The organism is Streptomyces sp. NPDC022552, from assembly GCF_055561875.1.
Window position 1 is genome coordinate 236,842 of the sequence record NZ_JBVHGJ010000008.1, and the last position, 13,671, is coordinate 250,512.

10 protein-coding genes are annotated in these 13,671 nt (G+C 74.0%); all 10 read right to left on the minus strand.

Features of this window, described 5'->3' with window-relative positions; translation table 11 throughout:
- Window positions 1–9: 9 nt before the first annotated feature.
- The 10 genes from ACZ3OF_RS22325 to ACZ3OF_RS22370 all read right to left on the minus strand — a co-directional run bounded on the left by ACZ3OF_RS22325 (window position 10) and on the right by ACZ3OF_RS22370 (window position 13,670).
- Complete coding sequence (locus ACZ3OF_RS22325; protein ID WP_467306383.1) at window positions 10–2,190, minus strand: FG-GAP repeat domain-containing protein; 2,181 nt, start codon at window positions 2,188–2,190, stop codon at window positions 10–12.
- A 399-nt stretch (window positions 2,191–2,589) separates the two neighbouring features.
- Window positions 2,590–3,372, minus strand: a complete 783-nt coding sequence (locus tag ACZ3OF_RS22330; RefSeq protein WP_467306385.1) for a zinc ribbon domain-containing protein — start codon at window positions 3,370–3,372, stop codon at window positions 2,590–2,592.
- 613 nt (window positions 3,373–3,985) lie between these two features.
- Complete coding sequence (locus tag ACZ3OF_RS22335; protein WP_467306387.1) at window positions 3,986–4,549, minus strand: phage tail protein; 564 nt, start codon at window positions 4,547–4,549, stop codon at window positions 3,986–3,988.
- Window positions 4,546–6,510, minus strand: coding sequence for a putative baseplate assembly protein (locus tag ACZ3OF_RS22340; protein WP_361672555.1), 1,965 nt, complete (start codon window positions 6,508–6,510; stop codon window positions 4,546–4,548). Before ACZ3OF_RS22340 ends, ACZ3OF_RS22335 begins: the two co-directional genes overlap by 4 nt.
- Window positions 6,510–6,932: a GPW/gp25 family protein gene (locus ACZ3OF_RS22345; protein WP_361672557.1), complete on the minus strand. Its 423-nt coding sequence runs from the start codon at window positions 6,930–6,932 to the stop codon at window positions 6,510–6,512. The genes ACZ3OF_RS22340 and ACZ3OF_RS22345 overlap by 1 nt, the downstream gene beginning before the upstream one ends.
- Window positions 6,929–7,240, minus strand: a complete 312-nt coding sequence (locus ACZ3OF_RS22350) for a PAAR domain-containing protein (protein ID WP_361672559.1) — start codon at window positions 7,238–7,240, stop codon at window positions 6,929–6,931. Before ACZ3OF_RS22350 ends, ACZ3OF_RS22345 begins: the two co-directional genes overlap by 4 nt.
- 124 nt (window positions 7,241–7,364) lie before the next feature.
- A complete protein-coding gene (locus tag ACZ3OF_RS22355; RefSeq protein WP_361672561.1) occupies window positions 7,365–9,161 on the minus strand; it encodes a VgrG-related protein in 1,797 nt (598 codons plus the stop codon).
- Window positions 9,158–9,877 carry a CIS tube protein gene (locus tag ACZ3OF_RS22360; RefSeq protein WP_361672563.1) on the minus strand — a complete coding sequence of 240 codons (720 nt, stop codon included), beginning with the start codon at window positions 9,875–9,877 and terminating at the stop codon, window positions 9,158–9,160. Before ACZ3OF_RS22360 ends, ACZ3OF_RS22355 begins: the two co-directional genes overlap by 4 nt.
- Before the next feature lie 37 nt (window positions 9,878–9,914).
- The gene (locus tag ACZ3OF_RS22365) at window positions 9,915–10,340 is read right to left on the minus strand and encodes a phage tail protein (RefSeq protein ID WP_361434743.1); all 426 of its coding nucleotides are present in this window, start codon (window positions 10,338–10,340) and stop codon (window positions 9,915–9,917) included.
- A gap of 93 nt (window positions 10,341–10,433) precedes the next feature.
- Window positions 10,434–13,670, minus strand: a complete 3,237-nt coding sequence (locus ACZ3OF_RS22370) for a hypothetical protein (RefSeq protein WP_467306392.1) — start codon at window positions 13,668–13,670, stop codon at window positions 10,434–10,436.
- Window position 13,671 lies beyond the last annotated feature (1 nt).

Consider the following 13,671-nt stretch of genomic DNA (forward strand, 5'->3'; position numbering starts at 1 on the left):
GGGGAATGGTCAGAAGAAGGTCTTGTACGTGGTGGAGTCGCTGCGCAGGGGGAGGATGTCCGCCTTGTGGAAGGGGCGGGTGGTGTCGCCCGTGGGTGAGTAGTGCGCGGAGCCGGAGGGGCCGATCGCGTAGAGGTCGGCCAGGCCCCTGGTGTCCACGCCCGCGGGGACGACGTGGTGGTACTTCTGCCAGCCTCCGCCGATCTTGCGGCGGGACGTGAAGGTGCCGTCGCCCTTGCCGAGGTAGAGCCACAGGGTGCCGGAGGCGTCGCGGGCGAGGAGGTCTCCGCTGCGGGCTCCGGCGATGTTGCCGGGAGCGGTCAGGAGGTTGTAGATGCCCCAGCCGCTGCCGATCCTCTTGCGGGCGCTGAAGGGGGCCTTGGCGTTGCCGGTGGACCTGTAGAGCCACAGGACGCCCGAGGTGTCGGTGGCCAGGAGGTCGCCGCGGCCGTCGCCGTCGAGGTCCGAGCCGCCGACGAGCTTCTTGTAGATGTTCCAGCCGCCGCCGACCTTCGTGCGGGGCAGGAGCTTCTGCTTGTCGCTCTGGTGGAGCCACAGCACACCGTCACGGTCGCGGCCGACCACGTCGTGCGCGGAGGAGCCGGCGAGGTTCCCGGGAGACGCCATCAGCGTGTACGTGTTCCAGCCGGTGCCCAGGACGTCCGCATCGGGCTTGTGGACGACCGGGAGGCAGAACTCCTCGTAGCACTCGTCGTCGCGCATGCCGCGCAGCTGCCGGACGTCGTACGCGGAGAGGTTTCCGGCACTGTCGCGGACGAGCACGTCGGACGAGGCGTTGTCGGTGAAGTCGCGCGGCGTGGTGCCGCGGGCCACGGTGAAGGTGCCGGTCCGTACGACGTCCGGGCCGAAGCCGTCGTGCGGAGTCGCGGTCAGCTTCCAGGTGTAGGCGCCGTTGTAGGCGAGCAGCGCGTTGTCGAGGTAGCCGTTCCAGTCGACGTGGTCGTACATGTGGTCGTGGAAGCTCCCCCTGCGGCCGGTGGCGGTGTGCGTCACCTCCATGCGTACGCCGGCCGACTCCTGGTTGAACCCGTAGGTCACCAGCTCCCGCTCGCCGCTGCCATAGCCGGGGAAGCGGTACACGCTCGGCACGTCCAGCCACTCCAGGACGAGCTCCAGTCGCTGGTCGCTGTCCCCGACCATGGTCGCCACCGGAGTGCCGTTCGCGTCGAGGGAGACGCGGAAGAGTCCCCGTCCCTGTGCGAACGTGCCGCCCTCCACGAGCAGTGTGCCGTCGGCGACCGGTGTCACATCGCGGGCGTAGTCGAGCAGCGGGACCGTCCGGCCGTCCTTCAGCGAGCGGAGGATGATCGGCTTGTCGGGGTACGTGACGCCGTCGACCGCGCCGGCGCCCCGGATCGCCAGCCAGTCGCCGCCCAGTGCGAGGTACGCGGCGTACGGGAGGGACTGCTGCTTCTTGGTCTTCCGGTCCACCAGCGTGGACGTGGTGTACGAGGCCGCCCAGACGAGGTGATCCGGACCGATCTGCACCCGGGACGCGGAGGTGGGAAGGTCGTACGTCTCGACGACCGTGGCCGTGGCGACGTCGACCAGGTCGAGGCGGTGGGCGCGGGGGTCGTCCGCCACCGTCTGCACGGCGACCGTGCCGGGCGTGGTGGGGAATACGGTGACGTCGCCGGACGGGGCGAGACCGGCCACCTTGCGGTCGACGATCTCACCGCCCGCTGCCCTGCTGACGAGGTGGAGCTCGCCGGTGGCCGCGTCGCGCATCACGAGCGTCGAGCCGTTGACCCGCTCCAGTGCGTAGGGGCTGTCGATGAGGACGGGGTCGCCGCCCTTCGCCATGTCGTGGACGAGATGGCGGGTCCCCTCACTCTCCACCACGATGTCGCTTTCGGCGGCGCCCGCGTACGTCGTCGAGGCGTTGCCGGGGAGTGTGGTGACGGTGCCGTCGGCGTACCGCGTCCAGGTGTAGGACGACGGATTGGGTGTGGATGCGAGGTAGCCGGTGAGGCCGGCGCTGAGGACTGTCGCGCTCAGGGGGAACGGGGCGACCACGTCGGCGGAGGCCTGCCGCGCGGCGGCGGGCGGGAGGGCCGCCGGGGATGCCAGGGCCGTCGGTGCCGCAAGAAGCGTGCCGGCGACGGCCGTGACGGTGGAGACGGCGAGCACCGTGGTGGCCAGGCGACGCCTGGAGATGCGGTGGTTCACGCTTCCTCTTCCTTCGAGGGACGGATCCGCGGAGCGAGGCCCGGATCAGGCAGGAGCGGTTGGGGCGAAGGACGCCACACGCAAGACCCGTGCGGAGATCGAAAGGTTGTACGCCGGTGGGACGCGTACGCGGTCGATCCGGGGCTGTCCGGGCCGCCGTGGCGGGCCCAGGGCTCGACGGTCGGGCGGGTCCCCGTCTCGCCTGCGAGGAGTGCGGGCTCGCGGTGGCGGCGAGGGTGGACCACTGCTCGCTGTGGCAGGCGGTGTGGTTCGAGCCGGACGCGTACGCGCAGCGGGCACCTCGCGGGGCGTGACCAGATCCGCCCGCGGGTGCACGTGGAGGAGCCGGTCCCGTCTCGCCGGGGCCGGCTCCTCCCTGTCTTCGTCCGCCGGCGGACGTCAGCCCCTCTTGAAGAACTCGACCTCCGCCAGGGCAATGTGGCGGCCCTCGGAGAGGCCCGTCGCGTCGCGGAGGGTCAGTTGGACCGAGACGACGTCGCTGTAGCCCGTCTGGATCGTCTGGGGGCCCGGTTTGTCGGCCAGGGTGATCGTCTTCGTCTTGGTCGTGCCGTCCGCCATGGTCACCAGGAGGTCCGCCCGGATCGGGCGGGCCTGCTGACGGTGTGCTTCCGCCTTCTTCGACACGCCCGTGTGGAGCACCACGTCCACCAGGCGGAACGGGGAACGGAACTCGAACGACACCGCGTCACCGACCTTCGGCGCGCCCCAGTACGTGTTGCTCAGGCCGTCCGTCGCCAGCGTCGCCCCGTGCTTCGGGACCGATGCCGTGGCCTCCACCGAGGCCGGGGTGATGGGTGTCGCCTTCGAGAGCTTGTCCCTCACGTCCTCGTACAGCCAGCGGCCCGCCGGGATCAGGAAGTAGCCCCCCACCAGGAGGCCCAGCACCACCACCGCGATCACCGAGCGGCGCACCCACGCGCCCGAGCCCGATCGCACCCTGCGGCGGAACGGCCACACCGTCCGCCACCACGGCAGCGGCGCCGCCTTCGCCGTCGGGCGCAGCGGCGCCGCGCAGCGGCGGCAGAAGCGGCGGTCCGGGGCGTTCGGCGTTCCGCACTGCGGGCACGGCGGGCCCGCCTGCCGGTCCTGTGCCGCCGCCGCACGTACCTTCGGGCGTTGCGCGATCGGCTTCGCCGGCTTCACCGCACCCACCGCGCCCACCTCGGGCTCCTCAGGCTGCGGTGCCGGTGTGCGGGCGGGGATCGGGGGCGGAGTGGGGGTGGTCGTGGGCCTGTGTGCGGGCCTTGGTGGGGTCGTGGGCGCGGGGCGGGTCGCGGGCGCGGGGCGGGTCGCGGGAGCCGAGCGGTCCTTGGGGGTGTCCTCCTCCTGCTCCTCCGCCGGAGCATCCGGCGAAAGGCCCTCCGGGAGGTCCGACGCAAGTCCCGTCGGGAGATCCACCGGGAGGTCCTGCTGGAATCCCCTCAGCAGTCCCCTCAGGAATCCCGGCTGAGGCTCCGTCGGGAGCTCCGTCGGAAGTCCCGACGGGAGTTCCGACGCGAGCGCCGCCGTCGGTACCGACGGCAGTAGCGACGGGAGCTCGGGTGCCGCCACGGATGGCGGTGGGAAGGGAAGCTGTGCCTCCTCCCTTTCCTGCCTCTCCGACCCTTCCTGCCTCTCCGACCCTTCCTGCCTCTCCGGCCTTTCCTGCCTCTCCTCCCTCGGCTCCTGCTCCTTCTTCTCCTCCTGCGACCAGCCCAGGTACGCCCCGCAGTTCCCGCAGAAGTCGTCCGTCTCGCCGTTCGCCGTCCCGCAGTCCGGGCATGAGCGCATGACCTCAGCTACCTCCGTCTTCCGGTGGGCCGGTGAGGATCTCCACCCGGCACGTCAGGTGGACCGGGCAGGACGCCGCGACCACGTCCAGGACCTGGCGGGCGTTCACCGTCGGTGTACGGACCGGCCAGACCAGGAGCAGGAGTTCGCCCGGTGGCGCCGGGGGCAGGTCCGAGCCCGCCGTCGTCGACCAGGTGGCGCCGCCCCCGTCGACGATCCGCGCCTCCACCCCGAGGCAGAGGCGCAGGCTCTCCACGAGGCCGCGGCGGGTGCCGCGCCGGCGATGGAGTTCCATCGCTCGGGCGACGACCGTTCTGGCCAGTTCCTCCGGCCACTCCTCGTCCAGCTCGACGCCCAGCCAGGTCGAGAGCCAGTGCAGGAAGTCCGGGGGCGTGAGCGCGGGGTCGAAGTACGCCGGGAGGTTGTCCAGTGTCGCGAACACCGGGGCCAGGACCGTGTCCAGGCCCGACGTGAAGCGCTGCGCGAAGTCGTCCTCCGCGTACAGGGCCGGGAGCAGGCCGCCGATCGGGTGGCGGCTGGGCAGGCCGGGGACCGCTGCTCTGGTCACGTCACGCCGCCCAGGTCCCCGGGGGCCACGACCACCTGGTGCTGGTACGAGAAGACCAGGGCGTTGCGCGCCACGTCGATCCGCTCGACCGGCGCGCCGCGGCGGCCGGTCACCGGGTCGGCGGGGAAGAGGCGGACCTCCTCCACCAGGGCGTTCTGAGCGGCCCGTTGGAGGACCGCGAAGACCTCTCCGTACTGGACCGGGCGGCCGAACGGCCAGCCCCTGCCGTCGGCGCCGCCGTGCAGCGGGTTGAGGTGCCGGAACAGCGCGGCGAGCGCGTCCTCCCGCACGCGGTCCACGTCCTGCGGCTCGGCGACCAGCCTGGCCACCACCGTGATGCCCTGGTACGCGGGGGGTTCCACGACCAGCCGCGTACCCACCAGCCGGCGCTCGTCGAGGCGGGCGGTGATCGCCGACAGGACCTGCTCGGAGGGGATCAGCTGCTCGAACCTGAGCCGGTCGTCCCCCTCGTCGGCGACCGCGTCCGGGACGATCAGTACGCGTACGGCACCGCCCTCCCCCGCCACCGCCGGCAGACAGCGCACCCGCCGTACCGAGGGGGCCGCCTCGCGGGCGATGAACTCGTAGTCCTGGGCGGTGACCGCCCGGTCCCGTATCCGCAGCACGTGCGGCGCCCGCACCTTGGCGTTGTCGACGGTCTCGCCGTCCACCCCGCCCCGTGCCGCCTCGCGGTTCTCGACCCGGGCGATGTACGGGACGGAGCTGCGCAGGACCGAGATCGCACCGCGCGCCACATTGCCGCCGGCTCCGCCGCCCGTGCGGTAGCGCGGGACCCGCACCTGGGCGCCCTGGTCGGGCACCGCGCCGTAGGTGCGCACCGTGCCGTCGGGCTCCCGCAGCGCGGGCGGGAAGGTGAACTCGCCGGTCGTCGCGTCCACGACCACATGCCGGTCGGTGGGCGACGAGTCGCCGAAGTGGTCCACCGCGGTCCAGGTCTGCCAGCCCTCGGCCGAGGACACCTCGACCTCGACCGGTGCGCCGTCGAGCAGCAGCGGCGGGCGGGGGAGCCGGAACCGCTGGCCCGCGACCCCGTCGGAGGCGCCGAGCAGGGTGTCGTGCACGACCTCCGCGTGCTCGACCGTCATCGTGCCGCCCACGGTGAACACCTCGGCCTCGCGGATGGTCGGCGACTCGGAGTAGAACGGCTGGCCCGCCTCCGGCGCGGTGACCCGGCAGCGCAGCCAGCCGGCGCGCGTGCCCGCGACCACGGACGCGGTGTGTCCCGCCGGTACGAACACGATGATCTCGCCGGGCCTGTTGAGCCCGCCCGTGGTGTCCGGCCCGGTCTCGCAGACCACCCACCGCGCGCCGTCCCAGGCCTCCCACACGAGGGGAGGCTGCCGGGGGTCGACACCGACGCCCTCGACCCGGCTGTCGAGCCGGACGGCGACGATGCAGTGCGGCACGGCCGTCGGCAGGCCGAACAGCAGCGCGTCACCTGGGGCCGGGGCCGCCTGGAAGCAGGGGATGTCCCGGCCCTCGCCGAGCGCGGTCGTCCGGTCCGTCTGTTCGCCGCCGGCCGGGGCGGTCACCAGGCGGGTCAGGGAGCTGGGCACGATCGGGAGGTCGGCGGCGGTGCCGAACACCACCGCCTCCTCCGTCTCGCTCCGTACGGTGGCCACCTCGACGCCCGCCCGCAGCATCACCGTGTCGGGCTGGGGCGCGGACAGCCAGAAGTCGACCTCCGCCGTCGCGGCCGTCGGCGGGAACAGCCGTACGCCCAGCAGGTCGAGGAACGCGGCGTAGTTCTTCTCCGGCACCCGGTTCAGCCGGTAGAGCAACTGGTCGACCATGTACGCGAAGGTCTCGATGAGCGTGACCCCGGGGTCCGACACGTTGTGGTCGGTCCACTCCGGCGCCGCCTGTTGCACGTACCGCTTCGCCTCGTCGACGAGCTGCTGGAACCGTCGGTCGTCAAGGTTCGGTGAGGGCAGGGCCATCAGCGGACTCCCATCTCGTCGGAGCCCTCGTGGGAGGGGATGGAGTAGAACGGAAAGACCAGGTTCCGCAGGTCGTTGGTGGACCGGACGGTGTACCGGACGTCGATGTAGAAGATGCCGTCGTCCACCGCGTCGAACGCGACGACCACGTCGTCGACCTCGATCCGCGGCTCCCAGCGCTCCAGCGCCGTCCGCACCTCGTGGCCGATCCGGCCGGCCGTCTCGCCGTCACCCGGCGCGAAGACGTACTCGTGGATACCGCAGCCGAACTCGGGGCGCATCGGGCGCTCGCCCGGCGCCGTGCCGAGGACCAGGCGGATCGCCTCCTCGATCTCCCGGTCGCGCTCCACCATGCCGATCCCGCCGGTGGGGCTCACCCGGAGCGGGAAGCCCCAGCCCCGGCCGATGAACCGCTCGCTCACATCGGCCCCCCGATGAGGACGTTGGGCGCGCCGGCCACGATCTGCGCCCCGCAGCTCGTCTGGTCGCGTGCGCAGGCCGCGGGCAGTCCGCCGATCAGTACGGTCCCGCCCACGGCGGCGCGCGGGTTCGGCATGATCACGTTGGCCGGGCCGAGGTAGGCGTGCGGCACGCACGCGTGCAGGCTTCCGGTCACCGCGGCCGGCTTGCCGCCGATGAGCACGGTGGGGACCATGAGGGCACCGGGCGGCGGGGTGCCGATGACACCGCCGTGTGCCGTGGGGTCTCCGACGCGGGCTGCGGGAGGCATTCTCTTTCTCCTTGTCGACGATGACGATGACGATGAAGCGGTAGTGCTGCGGGGAGGGCGGGCACCCGCCGCCGTGTGCGGGGTTGCCGCGCCGCCGTGTGCGGGGTTCCCGCCCCCGGCCCCGTCAGTTGAGGCGGATCATCCGTGCCTTGATCGTCGCCAGCAGCCCGCCGTCGACCGTGACCCCCGTCTTGCCGTCGATGTTCACCGACGCCTTGCCGTTGATGTTCACCGTCCGGCCGTTCAGGTCGAGCGTTCCCATCCCCGCGTCCACCGTGATGCCCTTGGGCGTCATCGTCACGGAGCTCAGGGGCCGTTTGCCGCCCGGCCCGAAGACGGTCAGTTCGATCTGGTTGAGGCGTTCGTCGAGCTTCACCTCCAGCCGCTTGTTGCCACTGGCCAGGCGTACCCCGGATGTGCCCCGCGGGGTGTCGAGCAGTTCGAGGCGGTGGCCCGAACGGGAGACCAGGGAACGGCGCTGTACCTTGCCGCTCGTCGGGTCGACCAGCGGAACGTCGTGCCTGGACGGCTTGTCCACGCCGTTGTAGAGGCCGCCGATCACGTACGGGCTGTCCAGGAGCCCCTGTTCGAAGCCGACGAGCACCTCGTCGTTGACCTCCGGGCTGAACACCCCGCCGCCGCCCTGGCCGCCCCACTGGACGGTCCGTACCCAGTCCGTCACGTACGTGGCGTCGAGCCAGGGGAACTTCAGCTTCACCCAGCCGCGCTGGGCCCCGCCCGTCTCCCGGATGTCGGTGACCACGCCGATCGCCAGACCCGGCATGCGCGAGCCGCGCGCGGGCGCGTTCCCGCCCGTGGCGAGGCCGGTCAGGGAGCGGTCGGGCGAGGCGCCGACCACGACCGTCGTGCGGTAGCCGCCGTGCGGCTCGAGGACGTGGTGGACCGCGGTCGCCGTGTACCGGCCGGAGAACGCGGCGCCCACGTTGCCGAGGGCGACCGGCTTGCCCGCCCGCAGCATGGGGTTCCCCTCGACGACCGCCTCGAACTCGCCGAACCCGGCGCTGACCGACGCGGCCACCGAACCGGCGACGGCCCTCGTCTCGGCCTGCGTGCGGTAGGGGGTGTCGGTGACAGTGACCTTCGCGGCCTTGCCGAACGTGGACGCCACCGAGGGGTTGAGGCCCGGGGTGACGGTGGTGCTGCGGACGGCGGGCCGGCTGGCCACCAGCGGGGTCTTGGCGGTCACGTTCCAGCCGCGCACCTCCACGTTGCTCGCCCCGTCGGCGCCCGTCAGGACGGCGCGCAGGGCCAGCAGGTTGCGGCCGTACTCCAGGACCATCGGGTCGTCGGTCGCCCGGGTGGACGGGGCCGGCGCGGACGAGGCGGGCTTCGGCTTCACGAACTGGAGCAGGCCCTTCTCGTCGACCCGCACGTGGGCGCCGCTCTCCCCCGCGAGGTACTGGAGGAACTCCCAGTCGGAGACGTTGGGTTGGGAGAGCTGCTGATGGGTGACCGGCGCGGCCTCGACCTTGCCGACGGCCAGACCGGCCCCGGCGGCGATCTTCCGGACGATGTCCGCCGTCGTCATGTTGCGGAACGCGACGACCTTACGGCCCCGCTGGAGGCGGTGGACCTTGGAGTACGCCCGGATCACCGTGAACGAACCCGTGGTGTCGGAGTCCAGCTCCAGGGCCGTCACCTCGCCCGTGAACAGCCGCTCCCTCGCCTGCCCCTGGACCGTCGCGACCGAGATCTTCAGCGGCGTGCCGATGGTGATGCCGGTGGCGGTGAGCAGTTCGTGGTTCGGGTCGCGGTACGTCACCATGGCGGTGTCCGGCAGTCCGACGTTCTCGTCCACGACACAGCTGACCAGCTGGGCGACCCAGGCGGGCGGCAGTTCGGCCGGCGCCTCGACGATCGGGTCGGCCGCGAACGACCGGCCTCCGCGTTCGGGGCTCATCGTCCCTCCTCCGGGGTCGCGTCCTCGGTGCCGGGCACGACGAGTTCCGTGCCGGGCGCGAGCACCATGGGGTCGTCGATGCCGTTGGCCTCGGCGATGACGCGCCAGGCGGTGGCGTCGCCGTACTCGCGCCAGGCCAGGAGCGGGAGGCTGTCGCCCGCGACGACGCGGTGCGTACGGCGTGCCTCGCGCGAGCCCGACGTCGGGTTCTGGCCCGCCGGGTCGACGCTCGCCTCCTCGATGGAGAGCGAGCAGGTGGCGCGCAGCGGCTTCCCGTCGACGTCGAACAGGGTGTAGCTGACGGAGAGGTTGGACAGCACGCCGTCGAACGAGGTCGTCTTCGACGTGCCCCATTCGAACCGCACCCAGGGGCTGGCCGGCGTCTTGCGCGCCAGGCTGGCCTTGGTGGGCACGCAGGCCGTCATCATCTGCTGCACGGCCTGCTCGACGGAGTTGTCGTGCTTGGCGGTCGCGTCGAGGAAGACCTCCAGGGAGAGCGAACGCGGCCCGCTGCCGACGAACTCGGGCAGGGCCGACTGGCCCGCCATCCGTGACGGCGTGCGCCGCCACTCGGTGGTCTTGCTCAGGGACAGGCTCGACGGGTTGAACTGGAGCTTGACGCGGGCGAGGGTGCCGCCCGGCTTGGCGCCGACCTTCGCGGGCGGCTCCATGATCGTCAGCTGGGCTCGGGCGCGGCTCGCTCGGGCGCGTGCCATCGTGTGCGTACCTCCTCTCCGTGGGTGGGCGTGGGTGTCAGGACGGGCGCAGGCCCTCGTGGGCGATCTCCAGGGTCTCGATCGCGGCCTGGGAGTTGGCCGGGTCGAAGGACGGACCCTGCCAGCGCACGGGGACGATGCCGAGGACCTGCCAGCTGACGATGCGGCTGAGGTCGGGCCTGAGCGCGACGATCTCCCCGTCCTTGGGCTCGACCCGCTCGATGATCTCGTCGAGCCAGCGGGCGATCTTGGCGGTGTCCGCGGTGACGGGCCGGGTCAGGGTGATGTTGGACCAGGTGATGCGGCCGGGGAGCTGCCAGGAGAACCCGTTGTTGCCGCCCTCCGCGTACTGGTGCATCTCCACCTCGGCGCCGAGGCCCGAGCAGGTGTGGAAGGCACCCAGGTCGTTGCCGCCGATCGCGAGGCGGAAGAACACGCTCGTCGCGACGATGCTGTCCGTCATCTCTCTCCTTGCCCCGGGGGGCGCGTTCTGTGTGCGGGGTCTGGCGGGGTGTCACGGGTTCCGGTGGGGGTGCTGCGGGTCACCGGGCCCGGGTCAGCGGCGGTTGTCGTAGGGGCGGCCGGTGCGTTCCCGGCCGCGGCGCATCTCGGCCCGGAGCAGGCGGGCCACCGGGTCGATCAGTGCCCTGGCGAGTTCGTCGAGTTCTTTGCCGCGGGGGGTGGCCGGTGGGGTCTGAGTGCCGGTGGAGGTGGAGGTGCTGGTGTTCGTCGTGGTGGTCGAGGTCGAGGTGGAGGTGGAGGTGGACGAGACGTCGCGGGCGACCGGGATCACCGGGACGCCGCTGAGGCCCGCGTCCGCCATCCGCTGGACGGCCTTCGCCCGGAGCCGCTGGTCGGCGGCCGGTGCGCGCGCGACGGGTGGCGCGGGCGGCTCCGCCACGGCCCCGGGTACGGCGCCCCTCGTGTACGTCAGGGGGTGAGCCAGGCGCTGGACGGGGGCGTCGGTCCGCCCGGTGTCCGGCCGGCCGGACACCTGGTGCGCGGCGAGGCGTACGACGGGCACGGCGGGGCTGGCCGGGGCGGTCCGCGCCACCGGTTCCGGGCGAGTGGCGCGTTGGACCGGGGCCGGGGGCGCCGGGTGTACGGGCGTGGTGGCGCCGGGCGGGACCGGCGAAACCGGGTGGTCCGCCGGGCCGTTCGGGAAGCCTGCGGCCGGTGCCGGACGCAGCCGGGCGAGCAGTCCGCGCGAGGACGGTGCCGGTGCCGGGCCGCCTGCGGAACCGGCCTGGCGCGGGGCCGCGCCGGTGCGCTGTACGGAAGCGGACGTGGTTGCGGAAGTGGGCGCGGAGGCGGGCGCGGGGGCCGCTTCCGGATCGGGTGCGGGTTCGCGGCGCCAGGAGGCGGCGACGACGGGGCGGGAGGCGCGCCCGGCCGCCTGGGCGGGGCCGGGCTGCGCCGAGAACCCCTCGGGCACACCCGTACTGACGACGAGCGGGCGGTCGGCGAGCAGCCGACGCGAGCGCTGGACGGCGGGGGCGGCGGGCGCGGCGGTACGTGGTGTGGAGCCGACCCGGCCGACCGGGGCGGCGGTACGGGCGGCAGCCGGTCCGGTCGGCGAGCCGCCGGAGGGCGGGGTGGACCCGGCCGAGGCCGTCGCCCTCCCCGGCGCACGGGACACCGGCTGCGGATCCGGGCGCGTCCCGGACGCGCCCGCAGCCGGGACCACCGCAGCGGGCCCCGCCGCAGACGCCGAACCGCCCCGCGCCCCAGCCTGACCGGCCGTGCTCTCCACCACCGCACGGGACACCGGAACCAAAGGATCCGGGCGCGTCCCGGACGGACCCGCGACCGGGACCACCGCAGCGGGCCCCGCCGCAGACGCCGAACCGCCCCGCGCCCCAGCCTGACCGGCCGTGCTGTCCACCGCCGCACGGGACACCGGAACCAGCGGATCCGGACGCGCCCCGGACGGGACCACGGGAGTGTTCCCCGAGGCCACGGGAACGCCCGGGTTCGCCACGTCACGCTGCACGGAGCTGCCGTGCGCGGGCGCGGGCGCGTGCGTGGAGGGCGTGGGCGGTCGCCGGTCGGGTCGCGCCATCGGAGTGGCGCCGCCGAGCAGGGGCGCCGCAGGCATGGCCGTCGGCGGGAGTTCCCGGAGCGGGGCACCGAGACCGGAGCGCGTCGTGGGCTTCGGTCCGGTCGTCGCTCCCTGCCGGGTCGGGGTTCCGCCCGTCGTGCCCTCGGCCTCCGTCGTCCGCCGCATGACGGTCAGCGGCGGCGCGTCGCCCGCCGGGGCGGGCGACGGGGTCGTCGTGTTCGTCGCGTCGGTCGCCTTCGTGGGGTCCATACGCCGTGCCGTGACGGGGAGTTCGGTGAGCGGTTCGCCCAGACCCGGCCGCGCCGGTGTGCGCGGGCTCCGGTCCGCCTTGGCGGCCGGTGCCGGCTCCTCTCGTACGGAACTCTCGGCGGTCGTGTCCGAGGCGCGCGGCGGAACCGCAGCGAGCACGCGCGGTGCCGTCGCCGGGCGCCTGGCCACGACCAACGGCGCGCCGACAGGGCGCGGCCGGACAGGAGCCGGCCGGCTCCGGGGGGTGGCGGACGACTCGGGACTCCTGGGCGCCCCGTCCGGGCCGCCGGAGGAGTCCGGGCTCGGTCCCAGGAGGGGCAGGGAAGTGGGTCCGTTCGCCTCGGGCCGCTTCGGCGCCACGGGCGCGATGCGGCGGAGGATCGTGGGCGCGCCGGAGGGCCCGGCCGTGGCCGAGTCGCGCGGCGTGCGCGTACCTGCGTCGCCGGGCGTGGCCGAGTGGCTGGGCGTGGCCGAGTGGCTGGGCGGGCCGTCCGGCGTACCCGGGTCGGTGCGCGCCGACGCGTTCCCGGCCGCACCCGGGCCCTTGGCCGTCCCGGAGTTCCTGGGCGTACCCGGATTCCCGTACGTGCCCCCGTCCTTGGGCCCCCCGGTCGGCTTCGGGGGCTCGGGGGACGGGCCCGCACCGGGCTCGCTTCCCGTGCGCCGGGACACGACCAGCGGGTCGCCCGCCCCCGCACCGCCCGGTCCCGACGGAGGTACGGGGTCGGAACCGCCGCCCGCGCTCCCGTCCGTCGTCCGGCGGGACACCATCAGCGCGTCCGTCGCTCCGGAGTCCGCACCCAGCACGGGCGCGGTGGCCGTGGGGCCGCTCTTCGCCGCTCCCTCCGGGGCCGGCGTCGTCCGCCGGGGGGAGGCGGACGACGCCGGGGTTCCGGGTGCCACGGCAGGGCCGCTCCCCCTGCTCCGGGAGACGACCAGCGGGTCGGCGGCCTCGGGCCGCCCCGGGCTCCGCGCGGGTACGGCCGCCGGAACCGTCGTACCGGTGCGTCGCTGGACCGCGTGCTCGGGGCCCGGGGACGTCGTCCCCGACCCCGTCGCGAGGCCCGCGTCGGCCCCCGCGTCGGCGTCCGGGTCCGCGTCCGGCCGCACCGCGCGCAGCAGGAGCGGGCCGCCGCCCTCGACCGTCGTCGTACGCGGGGCGCCGGTGGGACGGGCGACCCCGTGGATCAGGCCGGCGGGCGCGGACGGCATGAGGCCGTGGCCGAGCCCCGACGTGAGCGTCGGGTCCTGCCAGGAGGCGAGGCCCGAGCGGAAGCGCAGCCCGTCGCTCACGCCCAGGGGCGACCGCGCGATGGTGACCGGCGGCGGGGCGACCTCCCGCCAGCCTCCGTCCCAGCCCGGGCGCCCGGCCGGAGTCTGCGGCTCGGCGACCCGGCCGGGCTCCGCCACGGCCGTGTCGCTCGGCGCGGGCGCGGCGGGCGCCTGTGCGCCGCCCCGCCGGAGCCTGTCCCAGAAGCCCATG